Below are 18,663 nucleotides of genomic sequence, written 5' to 3'. Positions count from 1 at the left end.
ATTATGGATATATTAAACACTGCAATAACCATAAGAGACAGTATAAGAGATATACCTAAGACATATAAAGCTAACGTCTCCCGCATTAAAGAGTTGGAAGACGAACAATTAGACTTATTACACCAAATAGAGTTAACCAAATTTAATGCTAGAGACGGTTATAAGATCGCTAAGCGCATCCAAGAGATACGCCAAGAAAGGCGCAGATTAAAGAACGAAAATAGCCAATTAAAGCATCTGGAATCCATTGTATCTAAATGGCAGGATAAGCTGCCTAAATTGGACGAATCAATCGGAAATATCAGAAAAGAAAAAGGAAATATAACTACTCGTAAATATCATTGCAGAGTTAGAAAAGACTTAGAGCCTAAGATAAATAAAATAAGGGGATAAAGTTATGACAGATAAAGAATGGTTGGAAGAGATAGTAGATGTAGCAGAAGCTTATCTCTTAAGAAATGGTAAAGAAATAATGGAATTAACTAATGAAAAAGCTGAATTACAGTATCAAAACCAACGCTATAAACAAGCAATAGAAAAAGCTATGAAAGCGTTAGATTGGGGAGACCCTTCTAATGCAATTGAAAAAGCTAAACTAATATTGGCAGTTGCGTCGAAAGGTGAATCAGATGCCACTAGAGCATTAGAGGTAAAGCAAGAAAATCCAGGGCAAGGGTGGTTTTGAGGTGATAGAAATGCAAAGAATACTAGACGCTTGTTGCGGTAGTAGAATGTTTTGGTTTGATAAGCAAAATAAAGATGTGCTTTACATGGACAACAGGGAATTAAGCGACACATTATGCGATGGTCGAAAATTGGAAGTTAGACCGGATTTAATTGCTGACTTTAGGAATATGCCATTTGAAGATGAAACATTTTATTTAGTGGTTTTCGACCCTCCGCATTTATTAAGAATAGGTGATAGCTCTTGGATGGCCAAGAAATACGGAAAACTTTCAGAAGATTGGCCAAACGATATAAAAAAAGGTTTTGATGAATGTATGAGAGTTTTAAAGCCTAACGGAACATTAATATTTAAGTGGAATGAAGATCAGATCAAGCTAGGTGAGATATTAAATGTAATTAAGGTCAAGCCGTTATTTGGAAACCGCAGGAGCAAAACACACTGGCTTGTATTTATGAAATAGGTGAGCATATGAAATCTATCGAATTATTCGCAGGTATTGGTGGAATCAGTCTTGCTGCTGAATGGGCAGGAATTGAAACAGTAGCCTTTTGTGAAAGAGAACCATTTTGCCAAAAGGTATTAAAAAAACATTGGCCTAATGTACCAATTTTTGAAGATGTACGGACTTTAAATAAACAAACATTACAAGATAGGGGGATTGATGTTGGAACAGTTGACGTTATTTCAGGAGGATTCCCTTGCCAACCTTACAGTATTGCCGGGAAGCGAAAAGGCACGGAAGATGACCGCGACCTCTGGCCAGAAATGTTTAGGATCATTGAAGAAATCAAGCCCTGTTGGGTTGTTGGTGAAAATGTTGCTAACTTCGCACGAATGGAACTCGACAGAACGCTTTCTGACTTGGAAAGCATCGGTTACGAAACACAAGCATTTATTATACCAGCTTGTGCCGTCGGTGCCATCCACAGGAGAGATAGGACGTTCATTGTTGCCAACGCCGATAGCAAGTTGCGGTCGTCATCTAAGATTCAAGCAATCGACAATCCAAAAAAGTAAAAGAGAAAAATTCGAGGAATGGAAACAATTTTTCTTTATCAATCGTGGAGCTAATAACGTTGAATTTCGGAAAGAGGACGAATCCAAGCTTTGTAGAAATGATGATGGGGTTCCCAGAGAATTGGACGCAAGTAGATTAAATGCTTTAGGTAACGCAGTAGTACCGCAACAAATATATCCAATATTTAAAGCCATTTTAGATATAGAGCAAGGAGTGATCACTTGAAACTCTATCTAAAACACACAGAACACATAAACAATGATGGTGAGATATTAATAACAGTACAAACATATTATAGCCAACCAAGTGGTTGTTATTGCTTGGTATGGGTGTAGGAAGTGTTAACGTTGAAACAACTAACTATATACGATTACGAGAAAAAATATCAACCTCGGTTTCAAGCATATTTAGGTTATGTTGGTAAAAATAACGCTAATGAAGTGAAAATGCTAGATTTTATAAACTGGATAAGCAAACACGTGCTGATATTCAAAAATCTAAAGGGAATGCATGATGACGAGCGACTAAACGATAAAACTCATAAAGAATTTACTGAATACTTGAAAGGTGTGGCTAAAAATGAATCTACAAAAAACATGCATTGCTTGTGACGATCCCTTTTATTGGGATGATGTAATCGTAATCGTTGGAGATGAATTATATCACAAAGATTGTGTACAACTTTATCCAACTGGCTATGTCGCTTTTTTAGATGGTGATTGCTTAGGGATAACAGAAAACGATGAAGGGCAGGACGCATACGAAGTTTTAGAAAAAAGCGAATACTTGGAGGGCTAAACAATGAATTTAAATGAACTAACAACAAATATTGAACAGTGGGCAGTAAACAAAGGATTGGACGAGGCACAACCGGAAAAGCAAATGTTAAAACTAGTAGAGGAAGTTGGGGAACTAGCAGAAGGATTAGCAAAAGGAAACTTAGATCAAGTAATCGATTCTGTAGGTGATGTATACGTTGTTTTAACTATCTTATCCATGCAAATGGACTTAGATATAAAAGATTGTATCGCTGCAGCTTATGCAGAAATAAGCGACCGTAAAGGCGAAATGGTTAACGGCATATTCATTAAAGAAGAAGACCTATAACAAGAAAATCTATTAATCAACGGATATTAACATATTAAATTACAACTATACCTATCATTTTACTTGGTAGGTATAGAGGGAGGGGATAAGAATGGCTGGAGCACCAATTACTACTGGCGAAATGATAGATCAATTAAAGGACGGGGAGGTTGCGGAAAGAATATTTGAAAAGATAGGAGTTTGTTCTGATAGATTCACAAAAGCAAAAAAAGATATAGACGGAGAACTAATGTTCTACAACGAACAGAGAGAACAATGGGAATTGGACCGACTTACAAGCTCGTTAATAAACTCTAAATGGCGCATATTACCTAACTATGTATCATTTAATGAAGCTATGAAGGCTTTGAAAGATGGGAATAGGGTAGCGTTCCATTCTGATGGTAAACGATACTATGTAGAACCAACCGAATCAGAAATTTTCAGAATATCATCTAGGAACATTGGAGTATTTTCTTTGTTAGATTTATATAACGGAAAGTGGACGATAGAAGATTTATATAACGGAAAGTGGACGATAGAAGATTTATATAACGGAAAGTGGACGATAGAAAATGATTAAACTAACCATACCAGGAGACATGCCGGACTTTAATAACATTATCAAAGTAAGTAAATCGCATCCCATGGCATATGCAAATCTAAAAAAGCAATATACAGACTTAACCGTGCTTTACGCTCGTAATCTACCATTTATCAATAAAGCAAACCTAAACTTTACATGGTACTGCAAAAACAAGCGTAAGGATAAAGACAATATTATGACTGGTCAAAAGTTTATTATAGATGGACTTATTAAGGCGGGAGTATTAAAAAACGATGGCTGGGCGCAAATAGGAGATTTAAATCATAGTTTTGAGGTAGATAAATACAATCCTCGTATCGAGGTTGTATTGGAGGAAATAGCATGAATAACACTCAGATAGGCTTTAGTTACCGTTATAGTTTAGTTTTTTGTAAAAAAGAAGATCTGCCAAAAACCATAAAAGAAACAGAAGATGGAGCGAGAGAAGAAGCTAAGAAACATTATATAAACCCAAGCATTGAGTTTGTTTCTGTTCAAAGGATAAGCAAGGAAAGTTATTTCGTTGTATTCAAAATGATAGGACGATTGTTTTAAAAAAAGGAGGAAATAGCATGAACAATCCAAACATTTTTAAAAACCCTTGTCCTATATGCAAAAAGAAAGAAGCTACAAGACTGTGTGACTTTGTAGTTAACTATATTGTTACGTCTGCTGATTTTAAAGCAACACATTTAACATGTGACTTACCTTTATGCGAGGATTGTGCAAGTCGATACGGGCAGTTTGATTTTTGTCCGTATCATGAAAAGTTATTCAAACAATTAGCTTTACCAAAAGAATTACAAAGGTACGCAAATAAAGCTAAGTCACAAATGATATGGGGTGACAATGCATGACTTATATAAAACAGTACCTAAGGATATTTACAAGTATTATTATAGCTTTCTTAGCCATAGGGCATGTAATAGATTTGTGGGCTAAATACATTAACATAGATGTTTGGCAATTAGCTGTAATAGTATGTTTGGTATTAGTTATTGGATTATATGTTATTAAGTGCATTGAAGACTATTAAAGGCGATACATTTATAGATTAAGGAGTTGGCAAATATGAAAGTATATAATTTTGACGATACTATGTGGATTGCTGCTAAAGACGAAAACGAAGCGAAAATATTTGCAAAAGAGGAATTCGGTTGGAACGAATTAGAAACAGAGGAAGCCTTTCAAGGTGAGGCTAGCTTAGATAAAACTATGCTTATACACCCTGTTGACTTACCTGAGGAAGAACTTAGAATGGCGCAAGAGATGGAACTGATAAGCGAAAGCTTCTATGCAAGAAGGTCTTTTAAATGGGTGATAGAAAACAACGACATTAAAGAACCGTGCGTTATTGCTAGCACAGAATGGTAGAAGGAGTTATGACTATATGACAAAGGTAGCAAAACCAAAGGAAACTACTTTTAAACACGCTGAGGCAGAATGGTTTAATTATCATAACACTCTGCAAGAGATTGCGAGATTAAGGGAATCAATCATGAATCCTTTTGATGATGATCCAGAAGATCCAACGATTGTTAAAGGTGCCAACTCGGTTAGAATGGTTGGTGATCCAACCCAAAGAATGGCTACAAGGTTAGCTACACATAAAAGGCTGGAACATTTATCGGAAGTAACAAAAGCTATTGAACAGGTGTATAATGCCTTGCCAGATAATTACAAAGAATTAGCCAGATTGAGATATTGGAACAAGAACAATAAATTAACATGGGAAGGTATAGCTATGAGATTAAGCATCAGCGAGAGACATGCGAGAAGACAGAGGAACGAAATTATACAAGCTACTTTGGATGTGTTGGGATGGAGGTAAATGTCCGTTTTATGTCCGTTTTGGCATAAAAAAACATGTTATTATGCTAATGTGGGATAAATACCACATATACTTTATAAGGTGATAATACAGTAAAGCGCTCAATGTTATGCATTGGGTGCTTTTTCTATGCTCATTTACCAGTTTTTATATTGCATAACTTTTCCAACTCTATCATAATAAAGCTATACATATTGATGGAGGGGAAAGAGAATGAAAAGAACATTACTATTGTTATTAATTGGTTTGTTAACCTTCGCTTTAGTTGCTTGTTCGGGAGACGATGAGGAAAAAGAATCTAAGGCTAACGACGAACCTGCACAAGAAGAAAAAGCTAAGGAAGAACCTGCAGAAAAAGAGGAAGTTGAAGAACCCGAACAGAAGGAAGAGCCACAAGAGGAAGAAAATGAAATCGATACATCCATGTATAATGCTGAGAACGTAGATGTTACCGATGCTTTAGAGGCTAATAAACATATTACAATTATGATTGATGTCAATGCAGAGTTAGCACCAGGTATGGCTTTCCAAAACATTTTAAATGAAACATATGATTTTCTTGCACAAGATATCGTCAAGGAAGCTGACACAGTAGGAATTAACATAATACAAGATGGCGCGAAGATAGCGATGTTTACGGCAAAACCTAAGGAATTCAAGGCTGATGATAATATACCTATGGCGGAATTAGTTTTAAAAGTATCCGAAGTTGAAATGACATCGCCCGAAGTCGAAGAGTACGCAAATACTATGGGATTACCATTAGAATAAAAGATAAAGACACTCGATTACTGGGTGTCTTTTTTATATACATAAATTTATTACATTGGAGGTAGGTGAATATGTGATGAGGAAGAAGATGACGCCAAGACAACAAAAGTTTGCTGATGAATATATAATTACGGGCAATGCCACAGAATCGGCTGTTAAAGCTGGTTACAGTAAGAAATACGCTAACACAAACGCTAACAAGCTACTACAAAATACTACAATTAGAAAATACATCGACGAAAGGCTAAAGGAATTAAAAAGCCAAGCCATCGCCGATCAGCAAGAAGTGTTAGAATATCTAACTGCCGTATTACGAGGTAAAGCAAAAGGAACAGAATTAGTGGGGACGGGCGGTGGTGAACAAGAGGTTAAAATGATATCGCCGAGCATAGAAGCCAAAACGAAAGCCGCTGAATTACTTGGGAAGCGTTATGCTCTTTGGACGGAAAAACAGCAAATTGAAGATATAACACCAGTGTTTATTGAGGATGTGCCAGAAAATGACTAACTTGTCCGTTTCTCAAATTATTGGCGGTGGATACAACGAATTTTGGCACAACAAAGACTTTTATCGAGTTGTCAAAGGTTCACGCGGTAGTAAAAAATCAAAAACTACCGCACTTAATTTAGTGTACAGGATAATGAAATACAAATGGGCTAATATCCTTGTGGTAAGGCGTTATTCTTATACAAATAAACAATCAACATATACAGATATGAAATGGGCTATCAATCGTTTAGGGGTTGGCGACCTTTTTAAATTTAACGAATCGTTACCAGAAATAACGTATATGCCAACAGGTCAAAAGATTTTATTTAGAGGTTTAGATAACCCTCTAAAAATCACATCAATAACAGTAGATGTTGGCATCCTCTCGTGGGTTTGGTTTGAAGAAGCTTACGAATTAGAAGATGTCAATGCTATGGACACAGTTATCGAGTCTATTCGTGGTAGTTATGACAGTCCAGACTTTTTCAAACAAATAACAATCACATTTAACCCATGGCATGAAGGTCATTTCCTCAAAAGAGAGTTTTTCGACGAAAAAACAAAGCGAAATAATACATTTTCTACAACCACAACTTTTAGAGTAAATGAATGGCTGGACGAAACAGACCGAAAGCGTATGGAAGATTTATATAGGACTAATCCTAAACGAGCGAGGATTGTTTGTGATGGTGATTGGGGAGTTTCAGAAGGTTTAGTATTTGAAAATTACAAGGTAAAAGATTTTGACGTAATCGAAAAAGTTAAAGAAATCAAAGAAACAACTCACGGTATGGACTTTGGATTCACTCACGATCCAACCACGTTAATTAGTAGCGTTGTTGATTTAGATAATAAAAACTTATGGCTATACCAAGAACATTATGCAACAGCCATGAAAACAGACGACATTTTCAATATGTTGCGAGATAAAAGCTTATTAAATGCCCAATTAACAGGAGATAGCGCAGAACCTAGGCTTATATCGGAGTTGAGGGCAAAAGGTGTCAAAAGGTTGCATGGATCGAGAAAAGGAAAAGATTCCATCTTGCATGGTATCCAATTCCTGCAAGGTTTTAATATATATATTCATCCGTCGCTTAAAAATACGATAGAAGAATTTAACACTTACACATGGAAACAAGATAAAAACGGTAAGTGGTTAAATGAACCGATAGATGAAAATAACCACATTATAGATGCGTTGCGCTATAGCGTGGAGAAGTATCATTTAGGTAAAAGAAAAGACGTTAACAAAACCATAGAAGCAATTAAACACCTTGGATTGTAAAGGAGGAGCAGGATGAACGGATTTGAAACAGACACAAACAGAACAACAACTACAACAAGGTTTCCTGATAATGCAAACAAACACTTAACATATGAAAATCTTGAAAAGCTGTTAGAAAACCTTAGTGACTTGCAAGAATTAATAGCAACGCACGAGGGTTCACAAGTGCCTAGATTAAAGACGTTAGAAAACTATTACCTTGGCAAAAACGAAAAAGTGCTTAATCGTACTAGAAAAGAAGAACATTTATCTAATCACAAGGCAGCACATGCTTTTGCTAGAGATACAAGTCAATTTATACAAGGATATATGGTTGGTGTGCCTATCAAGGTGGAAGCTCCAGAAGAAAGCGCAGGGGAATTAATCACTGAAATAAATCGTGATAATGATGCGGATGCGCATAATAGCGAATTAACGTTAGATTTATCTATTTACGGTAGAGCGTATGAGTTGCTGTTTAGGAGCAAACAAGACGTTACTAGATTTGTTTTAGTTGATCCTAAGCATACATTTGTGATTTACGACGAAACGGTCGAACAAAACCCAATTGCTGGCGTTTATTATTTTCGTGATGACAACGGTAATTTTAAGGTCAATTTGCACACAGAAAAGAACGTTATAGAGATAGAAGAAGTTGATGGGAAGTTATCAATAATCGATCAAAAGGCACATGGATTTGAAGGGATAACTATTATCGAGTATGCAAATAATCGTTTTAGACAAGGGGATTTCGAACCGGTCTTAACGCTAATAGATTTATATGATTCAGCGCAATCTGACACAGCTAACTATATGACCGATTTAAATGATGCCATGTTAAAAATAATAGGTAATCTAGATATAGACGTAGATAGAGCCAAGTCAATGCGTGACGCTAATATACTTTTTCTAAAAACCGAAAACGGGGTAGAGGGCGGTTCGAGCAACGCAGATGCGGACTATATCTATAAAAAATACGATGTAGCAGGCGTTGAAAAATACAAAGATCGTATACAAAACGATATACACAAATACACAAACACACCTAATCTAAACGACGAGAGCTTCGCAGGCGTCCAATCTGGCGAAGCGATGAAATATAAGTTATTTGGATTAGAGCAAGTGAGAGCAACAAAAGAGCGCTTTTTTAAACGCTCTATGCGCCAAAGGTATAGACTGATTAGCAATATATCTAAAACGTTGCGTGATGGTGATTTTGACGCAAACGACTTAACAATAACTTTTACACCTAACTTACCTAAGTCTATTAAAGATGAGGTGGATATTTTTAATGCTTTAGGTGGACAGTTATCCGATGAAACAATGTTGAGTTTGTTGTCATTTGTGGATAGCCCGCAAGAAGAATTAGAAAGAATAGAAAAGGAATCACCACAACGGAGCGCGTCCGCTTATGGTAATTTTGGCGTTGAACAATTCGGCAACGCCGAACAGTCGCAAGAAGTGATGGAAAATGAATAATTACTGGCGTAAAAGAGAAGAAAAACACATACGAGAAAATCAAATGAATGACGCTCGTATAGCAAAGCGATTAGCTGAAAAACACGAGGAAGCTATGCAGGAAATGCAAAAGGAAATAGAAGCTTTCTACGGTCGTTATGCAGATCGTGAAGGCATAAGTATGAATATAGCTAGAAAATGCGTTAACAAGCTTGATATTGACGAATACGCAAAGAAAGCCAAGAGGTATGTGAAAGAAAAAAACTTTACTCCAAAAGCTAACGAAGAAATGCGTTTGTATAACGTCACTATGAAAATTAATCGCCTGCAATTGTTAAAAGCTTATGTAAGACTTGAATTGATTGGAATGACGAGTCAAAACCAACGCATAATGGAAGAGGAAATGATTAATAATGTTTTAAAAGAGTATGAAAGACAAGCTAGCATATTAGGTAAATCGCTCATGTATAACGAAAAGAAAGCAAAAGTAATAGTCAATGAATCTTTTTTAAGTGCTACGTGGTCTGATAGATTATGGGGAGATCAAGAAGCGTTAAGAGAAGAATTAGACATACTACTCAATAAAGGCGTTAGACAAGGGAAACACCCTACTGTTTTAGCGAAAGATTTAAGAAAAAGGTTTGATGTAAGCCGATTTAACGCCGAAAGATTATTGGTCACTGAATTAGCTAGAGTTGATACATCTGTACAGAAAGACAGCTTTAAACAAGGCGGATACGATCAATACGAATATGTAGCTAAAATAGACGACCGCACCACTAAAAAGTGCAGGGGATTAGACGGTAAAATATTTAACGTAAAGGATATGCAACCGGGGGAAAACGCACCTCCCATGCATCCGTTTTGCAGATCGTCTATTGCTGCATATGTATCGAGGAAAGAGTTTGAAGTCGATTTAGCGAGGAGAAGATTGTGATTAAATGAAACCAATCGACTTTGAAGAAGCTAAAGCGAAGAAAGAAGGAAACTACACCCCGAAAAGATTGGCAGGAGATTTATTAAAAGCCATTGAGGATGGAAAGATTGAAAAACTTTGCTATGTAATAAAAAGCAAAGAAGGAGTTTTGGAAGTCGGCTGGAGCGAAATGTGGACAACAGAAGCAATCGGTTATTTAGAAGTAGGTAAGCAATATATTATGGATGATATGTGAAAATAACCAAAAAAGGAGTTGTTTTTTTGACTATCCATGAAGCTTACGTGATGGGAAATGATTATTATAACCCCGTGCAAGACGTCGGCATATATAATGATTTTGAATTTGCGAAGAAACAAGCAGAACTACAAGCTAGTTATTATGACCATGAACCCTATGTTGCGGTTTACGAATTAAAGGGAAAAGAATTTATCCAGAAAGAAGTATGGTGCAAAGAGCTAGGAATAGAAGCATGGACTTTGATGCGGGGTGATTACGATACTTGTCTTTAGCCAATAGACGTTATAAACAGGGCTATTCATTATGCAATTAATCAATCGTGCATGGGTATTTGTAACTTAATAGAGTAAATGCATTAAACTGTCGTACATGGTCTTGTATAGCGTGTGTGGGGCTTTTTAATACTTTGAAATATTAAGGGAATAATGCGTATGTGGGATAGGAGGAAAAACGAAAATGAAAAAACCTATAAAACTATTAAAAATGAATTTGCAGACTTTCGCTGATCCGAATGAACCGCCTGCAGATCCACCGAAAGAACCAACAGACCCGAGAGGCGGAGAATCTACTAAAGTAGAGCTAACGGGAGAAGAACTACAAAAGAAAATTGAATCTGAATCTGATCGCAAGTTGCAAAGTGCTTTACAAAAGAAAGAACAAGAGTGGGAAACAAAAACACAGAAAGCTATCGAAAAGGCTTTAGAAGAAGAAAAGCGCTTGTCTAAGCTATCTGAAAAAGAGCAAGAAGAAGAACGCATGACCAAGCGTGAAAAAGAATTACAAGATCGTGAAAACGAACTAAAACGCAAGGAGTTAAAGGCGGAAGCAATTACGGACTTGAGTAATAAAGAACTACCGACTGAATTTGCTGACTTTTTACTTGCGGAAGATGCTGAAAAAACACTAGAAAACATCAACTCATTTAAAAAGGCGTTTGATACAGCTGTAAATAAAGCTGTTAAAGAAAAATTGCGCCAAGACTCACCTAACAGCGGAGCGGGAACAAGTAATAAAAACATTAAAAACATTGCTGAATTAGCAAAAGAAAATAGAATTATTTAGGAGGAATATTAACATGCCAACTTTTAACCCAGATGATGTAATGCTACAAAATGCAAAAACAGGTAAAATTCCACAAGAACAAGGAACTTTAATGCTAAGAGATGTTATGTCTAACTCAGTTATGATGCGTTTAGCGCAGTATGAGGAAATGACTAAGCAAGAAAAAGAATTCCAATACCTAGCTGAGGGCGTAGGCGCTTATTGGGTAGGTGAAGGTGAAGTGATCCGTACATCAAAACCACAATGGCTTACTGCTAAAATGGTTGCTAAAAAGTTAGGTGTTATCGTACCAGTATCCCGTGAGTTTTTACAATATACTCTATCGGGATTTTTTAATGAGGTTCGCCCTTTGATTGCAGAAGCTTTTTATAAGAAATTTGATGAAGCTACGATTTTAGGTGTGGACAATCCATTCCCGCAATCATTAGCACAGTCTATTACAACAGAAGGGCAATTAGTAGAGGGCGAAATAAACAGCGAAAACTTTTTTACTCTAACAGATTTTGTTAACGATGCAGGCTTTGACATAAACGCGTTTGTATCTAAAAAGCAAAACAGATCATTGCTACGTAATATTGTTGATGGCTACAAGCAAGAAGATGGAACAATTACAGACCCGCAACGTTTATACGACCGCACAAATAACACGTTAGATGGCTCACCAGTTGTAGACCTTGAATCAAACGAAATGAAAAAAGGTGAGTTGTTTGCAGGAAACTTTAACTATGTACGTTACGGCATCCCTTACAATCTTAATTATTCTATTTCAGAAGATGCCCAACTATCTTCTATTGTTGATGAAAATGGCGACCCTATCAATTTGTTTGAACGTGAATTGATTGCTATTCGTGCGAGTATGGACGTTGGTTTCATGGTTCTTAAAGATGATGCTTTTGCTAAAATTCAACCTGCAACTACTCCCTAATAGGCCCGTAAATCTATCGGTTAATTCCAAGACGGATACAACAGCAAGCCTTTCTTGGGGTTGACCATAGACAGGGCTTTTTCAACGGAAAGAATTTGAAAGGAGGATAACATGGTAACTTATAACGTTTATCGCGATGGCAGCAAAGTGGCTAGTGGATTAAAGGAAAAGACTTACACAGATGAGGGATTAACGCCTAATACTCAATACCAATACCAAGTTAGTGCTGAAAATTTGGTAGGAGAAAGTGAATTATCCGATCTCGTAACTTTAACCACAAATTATAGCGAACCGCAATCAATCGATGTCAGTCCGAAAACCAATAATTTGAATGTTGGTGGCTTAAAAAATTTAACCGCCAAAGTTTCACCAGATACAGCAAAACAAACTGTAACTTGGTCAAGTACTGACGATAAGATCGCGACTATTGATACCAATGGTAAAGTTTCCGCAGTTTCTAAAGGACAAGTGACAATTACTGCAACTTCCACAGATAAAGGAGATGTTAAGGGCACCGCAACGGTTAACGTTAAGCAACCAGTTACTGGTGTGACCATATCGCCAAAAAGTGCAGAAATCGAGGTCGGGTCTACTCAACAATTAACCGCAACTATTGCACCCGATAATGCAGACAATAAAAAAGTAACGTATTCAACCAGTGATGATACGATTGCTGTTGTAAATAGTAGCGGACTAGTAACATCGAAAAAAGAAGGTCAAGCTACTATTACCGTCACCACAGAAGATGGAATTAAAACAGATACCGCAGCTATAACTGTAGTCCCTAAACCAGAAGAAGGTGCTTAAAATGGTTGATGTTAAAGCAAACATTAAAACAGTATTGGACATCAAGGACAATTTGCAGGACCCTGTCCTTGATGTCCTTATTAATAATGTGAGTAGTCATTTAAAAGCTTTGCTAGGTAAAGAGGAAATACCATCACCCCTTAATTTTATCGTTGAAGAAATAACTATACGACGGTACAACCGCATTGGTAGTGAGGGTATGAAATCAGAATCTGTTGAAGGTCACTCAATAAGTTTTTATGATTTAAAAGAGGAATTTACACCGTACAAAAGTATTATTGCAGCACATAAAGAACCACCAGAGAAACCTGGTAGGGGGAAGGTGTTGTTTATATGAGATTTGACGATCGCATAACTCTTGTTAATCAAACCGATTCGTACTATGACCCTATAAAAGGCGAGTACGTGGACGGAAAAATAATTGAAACTACCAAACCATGTAATGTATCAACTTTAGGTATAGAGCGTACAAATGAATTGTTTGGAGAGATTGATAAAAAGGTTGTTGTTGCTAGGTTACAACGCCCTTATGTTGGAAAAGTAGATTACGCTTATATAAACGACGATAAAAAAACCAAATATAAACCGCAACGCCAATCCGATTACAGGAAAGGCGTTTTTTATTTGGAGGGCGTCTCTCAATGATTAAATTAAAAGGTATAGATGCACTTGAAAGGGGTTTGAGAGAGAGGGCGGAAGCTAAAGACGTACAAAAAGCAATACAAATCAATGCGTCCGAAATGCAAAGCAAAGCCCAAAATTATGCGCCTGTCAAAAGCGGTAATTTAAAACGCAAAATACAGATAGATGTACGCGGTTTAACTGGTCGAGTAGCTTCGACTGCAGATTATGCGCCATACATCGAATGGGGTACTAGGTTTATGGATGCCCAACCTCACTTAAGACCTGCATACTACGAACAAATAGAACAATTTAAAAAAGATTTAGATAGATTGGTGAGGTGATTTATTTTGGAGGAAAGGAAATCACCGCAACAACAGTTATTCGATGAGGTATTTAAACGGTCTCTTTCACTCGGATATAATACGGTTGATTATTTGCCTGCCAATGATTATGGATTACCTTTTGTCCATATAGGTGAGCAATTTAGTCAAGACTTAAGGACAAAGGATTTGCTTTACGGCAATGTACAACAAACGATTAATGTTTACCATAACTATCGCAAAAGGCGAGAATTAACAACTATGGTAAACAACCTTAAGGAAGCTTTTAGAAAAATAAAGCATACCGAAAACTTTTATGTAACGGTCAAAAACGTTTCTGATAGATCTGTTCAAGGAAAAACAGGCACAGAAAGATATTGGCGAGGAATTATAGAAGTAGAATTCAGATTTCATTAGGAGGTAATAGTATGGCAGAAATGCAACAAGGTAAGAATAAGATATTGATGTTCCGTTTGTTGAAAGATCAGTCAAAAGAAGCTGCAAAACTAGTATTCCAGACTGAACATACGTTCTCTTATTCGAGAGAATTAGATAAAATAATTACTAAAGATGGTGCTGTTGTAAAGGTTGGAGAATTAGAAACAGAGGTATCCATTGACGCCATCCAAGCTAAAGATGATCCTGTTAGCGATATGTTACAAACATCTGTACTTAAAGGTGAAAAGCTTGAATTATGGGAAGTAACGGTAGATGAGGAACTAAAAGATCAAGAGGGTAAGTACCCCGCTGTATATTGCCAAGGCTATTTGGATAGCTGGGAGCCAACAGCATCGGCAGAGGATGAATCTGCTGTGTCATCTAACTTCATCGTTGAATTGGAACCGCAATTCGGTATGGCGACTTTAACGGAAGAACAGCAAGAAGCTGTTCAATATGCATTTAAAGACACAGTGGCAGAAGCGACACCCTAACAAGCCCGTAAACGTAAACGTTGAAGCGGTAACAGATAATAGCGTTTCGTTGTATTGGAGTTAATTTAGCGTTACGACAGGGCTTTTTATAATAGACGGAGCAGGAAATGCCTGCTCTATTTTATTTTTAGGAGGAATAAACATGAATCTAACTATTGGCGGAAAAGAATACGAATTGCGATTCGGCATGGACTTTATTAATACATTAGACAACATTTATACGCAGAACATTGAAGGTATGCAATTTGGAATGGGGGTTGAATCACTCGTTATGTACTTAAGTATGAAAAACCCAAGGGCGCTATACAACGCCATCAAATCCGGGACTTCTTATCTCAATTCCAAACCTAGTAATCAAGATATCGAGATGTTTATCACGGAAAAAGCAGGCAAAGATGAATTAGATCAATTATTTGAAGCTTTTCAGAAAGCGTTAGAAGAAGCACCTTTATTGAAGCCGAAAATGAAACAGTTCAAAGCGAATCAACAGGCTTAAAGAAGAGATCTTCTAACGCGACATATGAAGATATAATACTAAATTGTTTCAGGTATTTGGGTATTAAGAGTTTACAAGAAATTAAGATTATGGAATTCCCGGAATACCTACTAAAGATGAAGGCATATCGACTAAAAAGAATTGATAAAGAACACGATATGCATTTACAAGCATGGTTAAACCATCAAGTTACATCAACAAAAGAGCAAGGTAAAAAACAAGTTCCTGTATTCAAGAGTTTTAAAGATTTCTTTGATTACGAAAAACGTATTGCGGAAGAAACAAAACCAAAACAATCCATATCTAAAAAAGCGAGAAATATGGCTCGCATCGCTTCTGTTGCTAATAGGAAGGGGGTAGAAAATGACTGAGAGTTATTCCGTTGAGGCTTTTCTTAAAGCTAATACGACAGGGTTTAATAAAGGTTTTAATGATGCTATTTCTGGATTGAAAAATTTCAAGAAAAATATTAGTAGCATAGACACCACGCCGATAAGAACAGCGGGAACCGCCCTGCAAAATGCTGGAAACAAAATGAAAGGCGTAGGAAATAGCATGAAATCAGCTGGGCGAAGCGCATCTATGTATCTAACCGCCCCCTTACTAGCCGCGGGAGGAGCGGCAATAGCAACAGGAGTTAGTTTTGATGATTCTATGGCTAGAGTGCAAGCTATTTCTGGTGCCACTGGCGATCAATTAGAGCAATTAAGAGATAAAGCAAAAGAAATGGGGGCTACAACTAAATTTAGCGCGAGTCAATCGGCAGAAGCATTAAACTATATGGCGTTGGCTGGTTGGTCAACAGAAGACATGCTTAACGGAATCGAAGGAGTCATGAGTTTAGCGGCGGCATCTGGCGAAGATTTGGCGTCTGTGAGTGATATTGTAACCGACTCTTTAACCGCATTTGGATTAGAAGCCAAAGATAGTAGCAGATTTGCTGACGTTTTAGCAGCAACTTCTTCAAACGCTAACACAAACGTTGCTGGATTGGGCATGGCTATGCAATATGCTGCTCCAGTTGCCGGTGCATTGGGATATAGTGTTGAAGATACTGCGACAGCTATTGGTTTAATGTCTAATGCTGGTATCAAAGGAGAAAAAGCAGGAACGGCATTAAGGTCAATGTTCACCAACTTGGCATCACCAACCAAAGCTATGAAAACCGCCATGGATGAACTGGGTATATCTATTAAAAACAGTGATGGCAGTATGAAGACGCTTGATGAAATAATGGGAGACCTCAGAACCTCGTTTAGCGGCCTAACAGATGATCAAAAAGCTTCTTATGCAGCTACTATTTTTGGTAAAGAAGCCATGTCCGGTGCACTAGCTGTGATAAACGCATCAGAGAAAGATTACAACAAATTATCTGACGCTATAAATAATTCTAGTGGGTCTGCCGAAAAAATGGCAGGCATAATGGAAGGTACATTAGGGGGGAAATGGAGAGAAATAAAATCTGGTATTGAAGGCTTTGCAATTAGTATATATGAAGTGATGCGACCTGCCTTAATGCAAGGTGCTGAAATGTTGCAAAATTTTATCACTTGGTTAAATAACTTATCTCCACAAGTTAAAATGGCTGCTGTTGTAATAGCTGGCTTAGTTGCTATCATTGGACCATTAGCAATAGTTCTTGGTACTGTAATCACTTTCGCTGGTATGTTTGTTGGTAGTTTAGGGACACTGATCGCAAGATTCGCCCCACTAATAGCGCAAACAACGGTTTTAAGAAATGTTTTGCTGGGTGTTATGCGAGTGTTTGCATTTATTAGCAATCCAATTACAGCTTTAGTTGCCATAATAACCACTATATTAATACCTGTTTTTATTAAGTTGTATCAAGAAAACCAAAAATTCAGAGAAATAGTTATGTTGGTTTGGAACCAAATTAAAACAGTTATTACCACAGTTGTGCAGACTGTGGTTGCTTTCGTTATGCAAATTTGGTCTACCTTAACAACCTTTTGGAATGAACATGGACAAATGATTTTGCAAGCAGCTATGAACGTTTGGAATGTTATAAAAACTGTGATAACAACCGTTATGACTGTGATTTGGACTATTATGCAAACTTTGTGGCCAGTAATAAAATCATTAATAGTTTCAACGTGGAATGCTATTAAAGGTGTTATACAAGGTGCTATCGATGTAATTTTAGGCGTAATACAGTTTTTTAGCGCTTTATTTACTGGTAATTGGTCAGAAATGTGGGAAGCTGTGAAGCGCATTGTTGCTGGTGCTGTAAAACTAGTGTGGAATCTAGTCCAATTATGGTTTGTCGGCAAGATTTTAAAACTAGGAAAAACCTTATTCAAAAGCCTAACAGGTATTGTTAAAAACCTTTGGAGTAAGGTATCTGGATTTTTTAAAGGCGGAGTAACTAAAGCGAAAGACGTTGTATCAACCGGGTTCAACTTTATTAAAAGTAAAATTTCAAGTGTGATGAATGCCATAAAGTCTATTATTTCGAGCATCTGGAATAGCATTAAAGGCGTAATAGCTAGGGTTGTTAATAGCATAAAATCAAAAGTATCTAATGTTTTTAACTCACTCAAGGGGGTTACAAGCAAAGCTTTTAACGCCGTTAAAAATGCAGTTAAATCCGGTATGGATAAAGCTTTAAACGTCGTGACCAACATAAAAGATAAGTTTTTAGACGCTGGTAAAAATATTGTTAAGTCTATTGCTAAAGGTATAACAGATTCGATCGGTAAAGTAAAAGATGCTATAGGCAAGGTAACAAGTAAAATACGCGACTTTCTTCCATTTTCTCCTGCAAAAGAGGGAGCCTTGCGTGACATCATGAAAATACAAATACCGCAATCTATAGCCAAATCTATTGATCGTGGCAGGGGTGTTGCGGTTAGGTCTATGGCAGGATTGACCGAAGCGATGAACAAAGAAATACAACCTAGTAATATAGCGTCACAAGTTGATAGAGTTAACAGGAGGTCGCACAACTCATTGCGATACGACTACACCAACGAATTGACCGTATCGAAACAACCAGCCTATATAAACGTAGCTATAGGCGGTCAAGAATTTAACACATTTGTTGAGGATATAACGCAAGTTCAAGACAGAAAAACAAGAGTAAGGAGATCATTTCAATAGGAGGTGC

General features: G+C 37.0%; 29 protein-coding genes and 1 pseudogene. All 30 read left to right on the top strand.

Annotated elements, in window-relative coordinates; all coding sequences use genetic code 11:
• The first annotated feature begins 3 nt into the window (after positions 1-3).
• The 30 genes and pseudogenes from BN1066_RS00820 (at position 4) to BN1066_RS00665 (ending at position 18,656) form a co-directional block, all read left to right on the top strand.
• Positions 4-393, top strand: coding sequence for a hypothetical protein (locus BN1066_RS00820; protein WP_077317599.1), 390 nt, complete (start codon positions 4-6; stop codon positions 391-393).
• A 4-nt stretch (positions 394-397) separates the two neighbouring features.
• Positions 398-685 (top strand): hypothetical protein, encoded by a 288-nt coding sequence (locus BN1066_RS00815; protein WP_077317598.1) that lies wholly within the window; start codon positions 398-400, stop codon positions 683-685.
• Between the two features lie 10 nt (positions 686-695).
• A complete protein-coding gene (locus BN1066_RS00810) occupies positions 696-1,148 on the top strand; it encodes a class I SAM-dependent methyltransferase (RefSeq protein ID WP_077317649.1) in 453 nt (150 codons plus the stop codon).
• Positions 1,149-1,156: 8 nt separating this feature from the next.
• A pseudogene (locus BN1066_RS00805) lies at positions 1,157-1,931 on the top strand (DNA cytosine methyltransferase).
• A 354-nt stretch (positions 1,932-2,285) separates the two neighbouring features.
• Complete coding sequence (locus BN1066_RS00795; protein ID WP_077317595.1) at positions 2,286-2,504, top strand: hypothetical protein; 219 nt, start codon at positions 2,286-2,288, stop codon at positions 2,502-2,504.
• A gap of 3 nt (positions 2,505-2,507) precedes the next feature.
• Entirely contained in the window at positions 2,508-2,813 is a 306-nt protein-coding gene (locus BN1066_RS00790) for a MazG-like family protein (RefSeq protein WP_077317594.1), read from the top strand.
• 91 nt (positions 2,814-2,904) lie between these two features.
• Positions 2,905-3,375 carry a hypothetical protein gene (locus BN1066_RS00785; RefSeq protein WP_077317593.1) on the top strand — a complete coding sequence of 157 codons (471 nt, stop codon included), beginning with the start codon at positions 2,905-2,907 and terminating at the stop codon, positions 3,373-3,375.
• The gene (locus BN1066_RS00780) at positions 3,368-3,724 is read left to right on the top strand and encodes a RusA family crossover junction endodeoxyribonuclease (protein WP_245799659.1); all 357 of its coding nucleotides are present in this window, start codon (positions 3,368-3,370) and stop codon (positions 3,722-3,724) included. Before BN1066_RS00785 ends, BN1066_RS00780 begins: the two co-directional genes overlap by 8 nt.
• Positions 3,721-3,933: a hypothetical protein gene (locus tag BN1066_RS00775; protein WP_077317592.1), complete on the top strand. Its 213-nt coding sequence runs from the start codon at positions 3,721-3,723 to the stop codon at positions 3,931-3,933. The genes BN1066_RS00780 and BN1066_RS00775 overlap by 4 nt, the downstream gene beginning before the upstream one ends.
• A 17-nt stretch (positions 3,934-3,950) precedes the next feature.
• Entirely contained in the window at positions 3,951-4,235 is a 285-nt protein-coding gene (locus BN1066_RS00770) for a hypothetical protein (RefSeq protein ID WP_077317591.1), read from the top strand.
• Between the two features lie 214 nt (positions 4,236-4,449).
• On the top strand, positions 4,450-4,752 hold the full coding sequence (locus tag BN1066_RS00760) for a hypothetical protein (protein WP_077317589.1): 303 nt from the start codon (positions 4,450-4,452) through the stop codon (positions 4,750-4,752).
• Between the two features lie 16 nt (positions 4,753-4,768).
• Positions 4,769-5,209 (top strand): transcriptional regulator, encoded by a 441-nt coding sequence (locus BN1066_RS00755; RefSeq protein ID WP_077317588.1) that lies wholly within the window; start codon positions 4,769-4,771, stop codon positions 5,207-5,209.
• Between the two features lie 213 nt (positions 5,210-5,422).
• Positions 5,423-5,980, top strand: coding sequence for a hypothetical protein (locus tag BN1066_RS00750; protein WP_050349941.1), 558 nt, complete (start codon positions 5,423-5,425; stop codon positions 5,978-5,980).
• 76 nt (positions 5,981-6,056) lie between these two features.
• Entirely contained in the window at positions 6,057-6,488 is a 432-nt protein-coding gene (locus tag BN1066_RS00745; protein ID WP_077317587.1) for a terminase small subunit, read from the top strand.
• Positions 6,481-7,758, top strand: coding sequence for a PBSX family phage terminase large subunit (locus BN1066_RS00740; RefSeq protein WP_077317586.1), 1,278 nt, complete (start codon positions 6,481-6,483; stop codon positions 7,756-7,758). Before BN1066_RS00745 ends, BN1066_RS00740 begins: the two co-directional genes overlap by 8 nt.
• A 12-nt stretch (positions 7,759-7,770) precedes the next feature.
• Entirely contained in the window at positions 7,771-9,216 is a 1,446-nt protein-coding gene (locus BN1066_RS00735) for a phage portal protein (protein WP_077317585.1), read from the top strand.
• Entirely contained in the window at positions 9,209-10,132 is a 924-nt protein-coding gene (locus BN1066_RS00730; protein WP_077317584.1) for a minor capsid protein, read from the top strand. Before BN1066_RS00735 ends, BN1066_RS00730 begins: the two co-directional genes overlap by 8 nt.
• A gap of 4 nt (positions 10,133-10,136) precedes the next feature.
• The gene (locus tag BN1066_RS00725; protein ID WP_077317583.1) at positions 10,137-10,367 is read left to right on the top strand and encodes a hypothetical protein; all 231 of its coding nucleotides are present in this window, start codon (positions 10,137-10,139) and stop codon (positions 10,365-10,367) included.
• A gap of 26 nt (positions 10,368-10,393) precedes the next feature.
• Complete coding sequence (locus BN1066_RS00720; protein ID WP_077317582.1) at positions 10,394-10,642, top strand: hypothetical protein; 249 nt, start codon at positions 10,394-10,396, stop codon at positions 10,640-10,642.
• A gap of 184 nt (positions 10,643-10,826) precedes the next feature.
• The gene (locus BN1066_RS00715) at positions 10,827-11,432 is read left to right on the top strand and encodes a DUF4355 domain-containing protein (protein ID WP_077317581.1); all 606 of its coding nucleotides are present in this window, start codon (positions 10,827-10,829) and stop codon (positions 11,430-11,432) included.
• A gap of 13 nt (positions 11,433-11,445) precedes the next feature.
• On the top strand, positions 11,446-12,357 hold the full coding sequence (locus BN1066_RS00710; protein ID WP_077317580.1) for a phage major capsid protein: 912 nt from the start codon (positions 11,446-11,448) through the stop codon (positions 12,355-12,357).
• Positions 12,358-12,468: 111 nt separating this feature from the next.
• On the top strand, positions 12,469-13,164 hold the full coding sequence (locus BN1066_RS00705) for an Ig-like domain-containing protein (protein ID WP_077317579.1): 696 nt from the start codon (positions 12,469-12,471) through the stop codon (positions 13,162-13,164).
• Position 13,165: 1 nt separating this feature from the next.
• Positions 13,166-13,501 carry a phage head-tail connector protein gene (locus tag BN1066_RS00700; RefSeq protein ID WP_077317578.1) on the top strand — a complete coding sequence of 112 codons (336 nt, stop codon included), beginning with the start codon at positions 13,166-13,168 and terminating at the stop codon, positions 13,499-13,501.
• Positions 13,498-13,809 carry a hypothetical protein gene (locus BN1066_RS00695; protein WP_077317577.1) on the top strand — a complete coding sequence of 104 codons (312 nt, stop codon included), beginning with the start codon at positions 13,498-13,500 and terminating at the stop codon, positions 13,807-13,809. The genes BN1066_RS00700 and BN1066_RS00695 overlap by 4 nt, the downstream gene beginning before the upstream one ends.
• Positions 13,806-14,129: an HK97-gp10 family putative phage morphogenesis protein gene (locus BN1066_RS00690; RefSeq protein ID WP_077317576.1), complete on the top strand. Its 324-nt coding sequence runs from the start codon at positions 13,806-13,808 to the stop codon at positions 14,127-14,129. The genes BN1066_RS00695 and BN1066_RS00690 overlap by 4 nt, the downstream gene beginning before the upstream one ends.
• A 6-nt stretch (positions 14,130-14,135) precedes the next feature.
• Positions 14,136-14,525 carry a hypothetical protein gene (locus tag BN1066_RS00685; protein WP_077317575.1) on the top strand — a complete coding sequence of 130 codons (390 nt, stop codon included), beginning with the start codon at positions 14,136-14,138 and terminating at the stop codon, positions 14,523-14,525.
• A gap of 11 nt (positions 14,526-14,536) precedes the next feature.
• On the top strand, positions 14,537-15,040 hold the full coding sequence (locus tag BN1066_RS00680; protein WP_077317574.1) for a phage major tail protein, TP901-1 family: 504 nt from the start codon (positions 14,537-14,539) through the stop codon (positions 15,038-15,040).
• Positions 15,041-15,182: 142 nt separating this feature from the next.
• Positions 15,183-15,536 (top strand): tail assembly chaperone, encoded by a 354-nt coding sequence (locus BN1066_RS00675; protein WP_077317573.1) that lies wholly within the window; start codon positions 15,183-15,185, stop codon positions 15,534-15,536.
• 89 nt (positions 15,537-15,625) lie between these two features.
• Positions 15,626-15,907 carry a hypothetical protein gene (locus BN1066_RS00670; protein WP_077317572.1) on the top strand — a complete coding sequence of 94 codons (282 nt, stop codon included), beginning with the start codon at positions 15,626-15,628 and terminating at the stop codon, positions 15,905-15,907.
• Positions 15,900-18,656, top strand: coding sequence for a phage tail tape measure protein (locus BN1066_RS00665; RefSeq protein WP_077317571.1), 2,757 nt, complete (start codon positions 15,900-15,902; stop codon positions 18,654-18,656). The genes BN1066_RS00670 and BN1066_RS00665 overlap by 8 nt, the downstream gene beginning before the upstream one ends.
• Positions 18,657-18,663: the final 7 nt, after the last annotated feature.

Origin of the sequence: Virgibacillus proomii, assembly GCF_900162615.1 — a bacterium.
Classification (GTDB): domain Bacteria; phylum Bacillota; class Bacilli; order Bacillales; family Amphibacillaceae; genus Virgibacillus; species Virgibacillus proomii.
The sequence above is the reverse complement of the archived record's forward strand: the minus strand, read 5'-3'. Positions and strand labels throughout refer to the sequence as shown.

Excerpts from the sequence above, each read along its gene's own strand:
- BN1066_RS00820 (WP_077317599.1), top strand. The coding sequence starts at position 4 with ATGGATATATTAAACACTGCAATAACCATAAGAGACAGTATAAGAGAT.
- BN1066_RS00815 (WP_077317598.1), top strand. The coding sequence starts at position 398 with ATGACAGATAAAGAATGGTTGGAAGAGATAGTAGATGTAGCAGAAGCT.
- BN1066_RS00810 (WP_077317649.1), top strand. The coding sequence starts at position 696 with ATGCAAAGAATACTAGACGCTTGTTGCGGTAGTAGAATGTTTTGGTTT.
- BN1066_RS00795 (WP_077317595.1), top strand. The coding sequence starts at position 2,286 with ATGAATCTACAAAAAACATGCATTGCTTGTGACGATCCCTTTTATTGG.
- BN1066_RS00790 (WP_077317594.1), top strand. The coding sequence starts at position 2,508 with ATGAATTTAAATGAACTAACAACAAATATTGAACAGTGGGCAGTAAAC.
- BN1066_RS00785 (WP_077317593.1), top strand. The coding sequence starts at position 2,905 with ATGGCTGGAGCACCAATTACTACTGGCGAAATGATAGATCAATTAAAG.
- BN1066_RS00780 (WP_245799659.1), top strand. The coding sequence starts at position 3,368 with ATGATTAAACTAACCATACCAGGAGACATGCCGGACTTTAATAACATT.
- BN1066_RS00775 (WP_077317592.1), top strand. The coding sequence starts at position 3,721 with ATGAATAACACTCAGATAGGCTTTAGTTACCGTTATAGTTTAGTTTTT.
- BN1066_RS00770 (WP_077317591.1), top strand. The coding sequence starts at position 3,951 with ATGAACAATCCAAACATTTTTAAAAACCCTTGTCCTATATGCAAAAAG.
- BN1066_RS00760 (WP_077317589.1), top strand. The coding sequence starts at position 4,450 with ATGAAAGTATATAATTTTGACGATACTATGTGGATTGCTGCTAAAGAC.
- BN1066_RS00755 (WP_077317588.1), top strand. The coding sequence starts at position 4,769 with ATGACAAAGGTAGCAAAACCAAAGGAAACTACTTTTAAACACGCTGAG.
- BN1066_RS00750 (WP_050349941.1), top strand. The coding sequence starts at position 5,423 with ATGAAAAGAACATTACTATTGTTATTAATTGGTTTGTTAACCTTCGCT.
- BN1066_RS00745 (WP_077317587.1), top strand. The coding sequence starts at position 6,057 with ATGAGGAAGAAGATGACGCCAAGACAACAAAAGTTTGCTGATGAATAT.
- BN1066_RS00740 (WP_077317586.1), top strand. The coding sequence starts at position 6,481 with ATGACTAACTTGTCCGTTTCTCAAATTATTGGCGGTGGATACAACGAA.
- BN1066_RS00735 (WP_077317585.1), top strand. The coding sequence starts at position 7,771 with ATGAACGGATTTGAAACAGACACAAACAGAACAACAACTACAACAAGG.
- BN1066_RS00730 (WP_077317584.1), top strand. The coding sequence starts at position 9,209 with ATGAATAATTACTGGCGTAAAAGAGAAGAAAAACACATACGAGAAAAT.
- BN1066_RS00725 (WP_077317583.1), top strand. The coding sequence starts at position 10,137 with ATGAAACCAATCGACTTTGAAGAAGCTAAAGCGAAGAAAGAAGGAAAC.
- BN1066_RS00715 (WP_077317581.1), top strand. The coding sequence starts at position 10,827 with ATGAAAAAACCTATAAAACTATTAAAAATGAATTTGCAGACTTTCGCT.
- BN1066_RS00710 (WP_077317580.1), top strand. The coding sequence starts at position 11,446 with ATGCCAACTTTTAACCCAGATGATGTAATGCTACAAAATGCAAAAACA.
- BN1066_RS00705 (WP_077317579.1), top strand. The coding sequence starts at position 12,469 with ATGGTAACTTATAACGTTTATCGCGATGGCAGCAAAGTGGCTAGTGGA.
- BN1066_RS00700 (WP_077317578.1), top strand. The coding sequence starts at position 13,166 with ATGGTTGATGTTAAAGCAAACATTAAAACAGTATTGGACATCAAGGAC.
- BN1066_RS00695 (WP_077317577.1), top strand. The coding sequence starts at position 13,498 with ATGAGATTTGACGATCGCATAACTCTTGTTAATCAAACCGATTCGTAC.
- BN1066_RS00690 (WP_077317576.1), top strand. The coding sequence starts at position 13,806 with ATGATTAAATTAAAAGGTATAGATGCACTTGAAAGGGGTTTGAGAGAG.
- BN1066_RS00680 (WP_077317574.1), top strand. The coding sequence starts at position 14,537 with ATGGCAGAAATGCAACAAGGTAAGAATAAGATATTGATGTTCCGTTTG.
- BN1066_RS00675 (WP_077317573.1), top strand. The coding sequence starts at position 15,183 with ATGAATCTAACTATTGGCGGAAAAGAATACGAATTGCGATTCGGCATG.
- BN1066_RS00670 (WP_077317572.1), top strand. The coding sequence starts at position 15,626 with ATGGAATTCCCGGAATACCTACTAAAGATGAAGGCATATCGACTAAAA.
- BN1066_RS00665 (WP_077317571.1), top strand. The coding sequence starts at position 15,900 with ATGACTGAGAGTTATTCCGTTGAGGCTTTTCTTAAAGCTAATACGACA.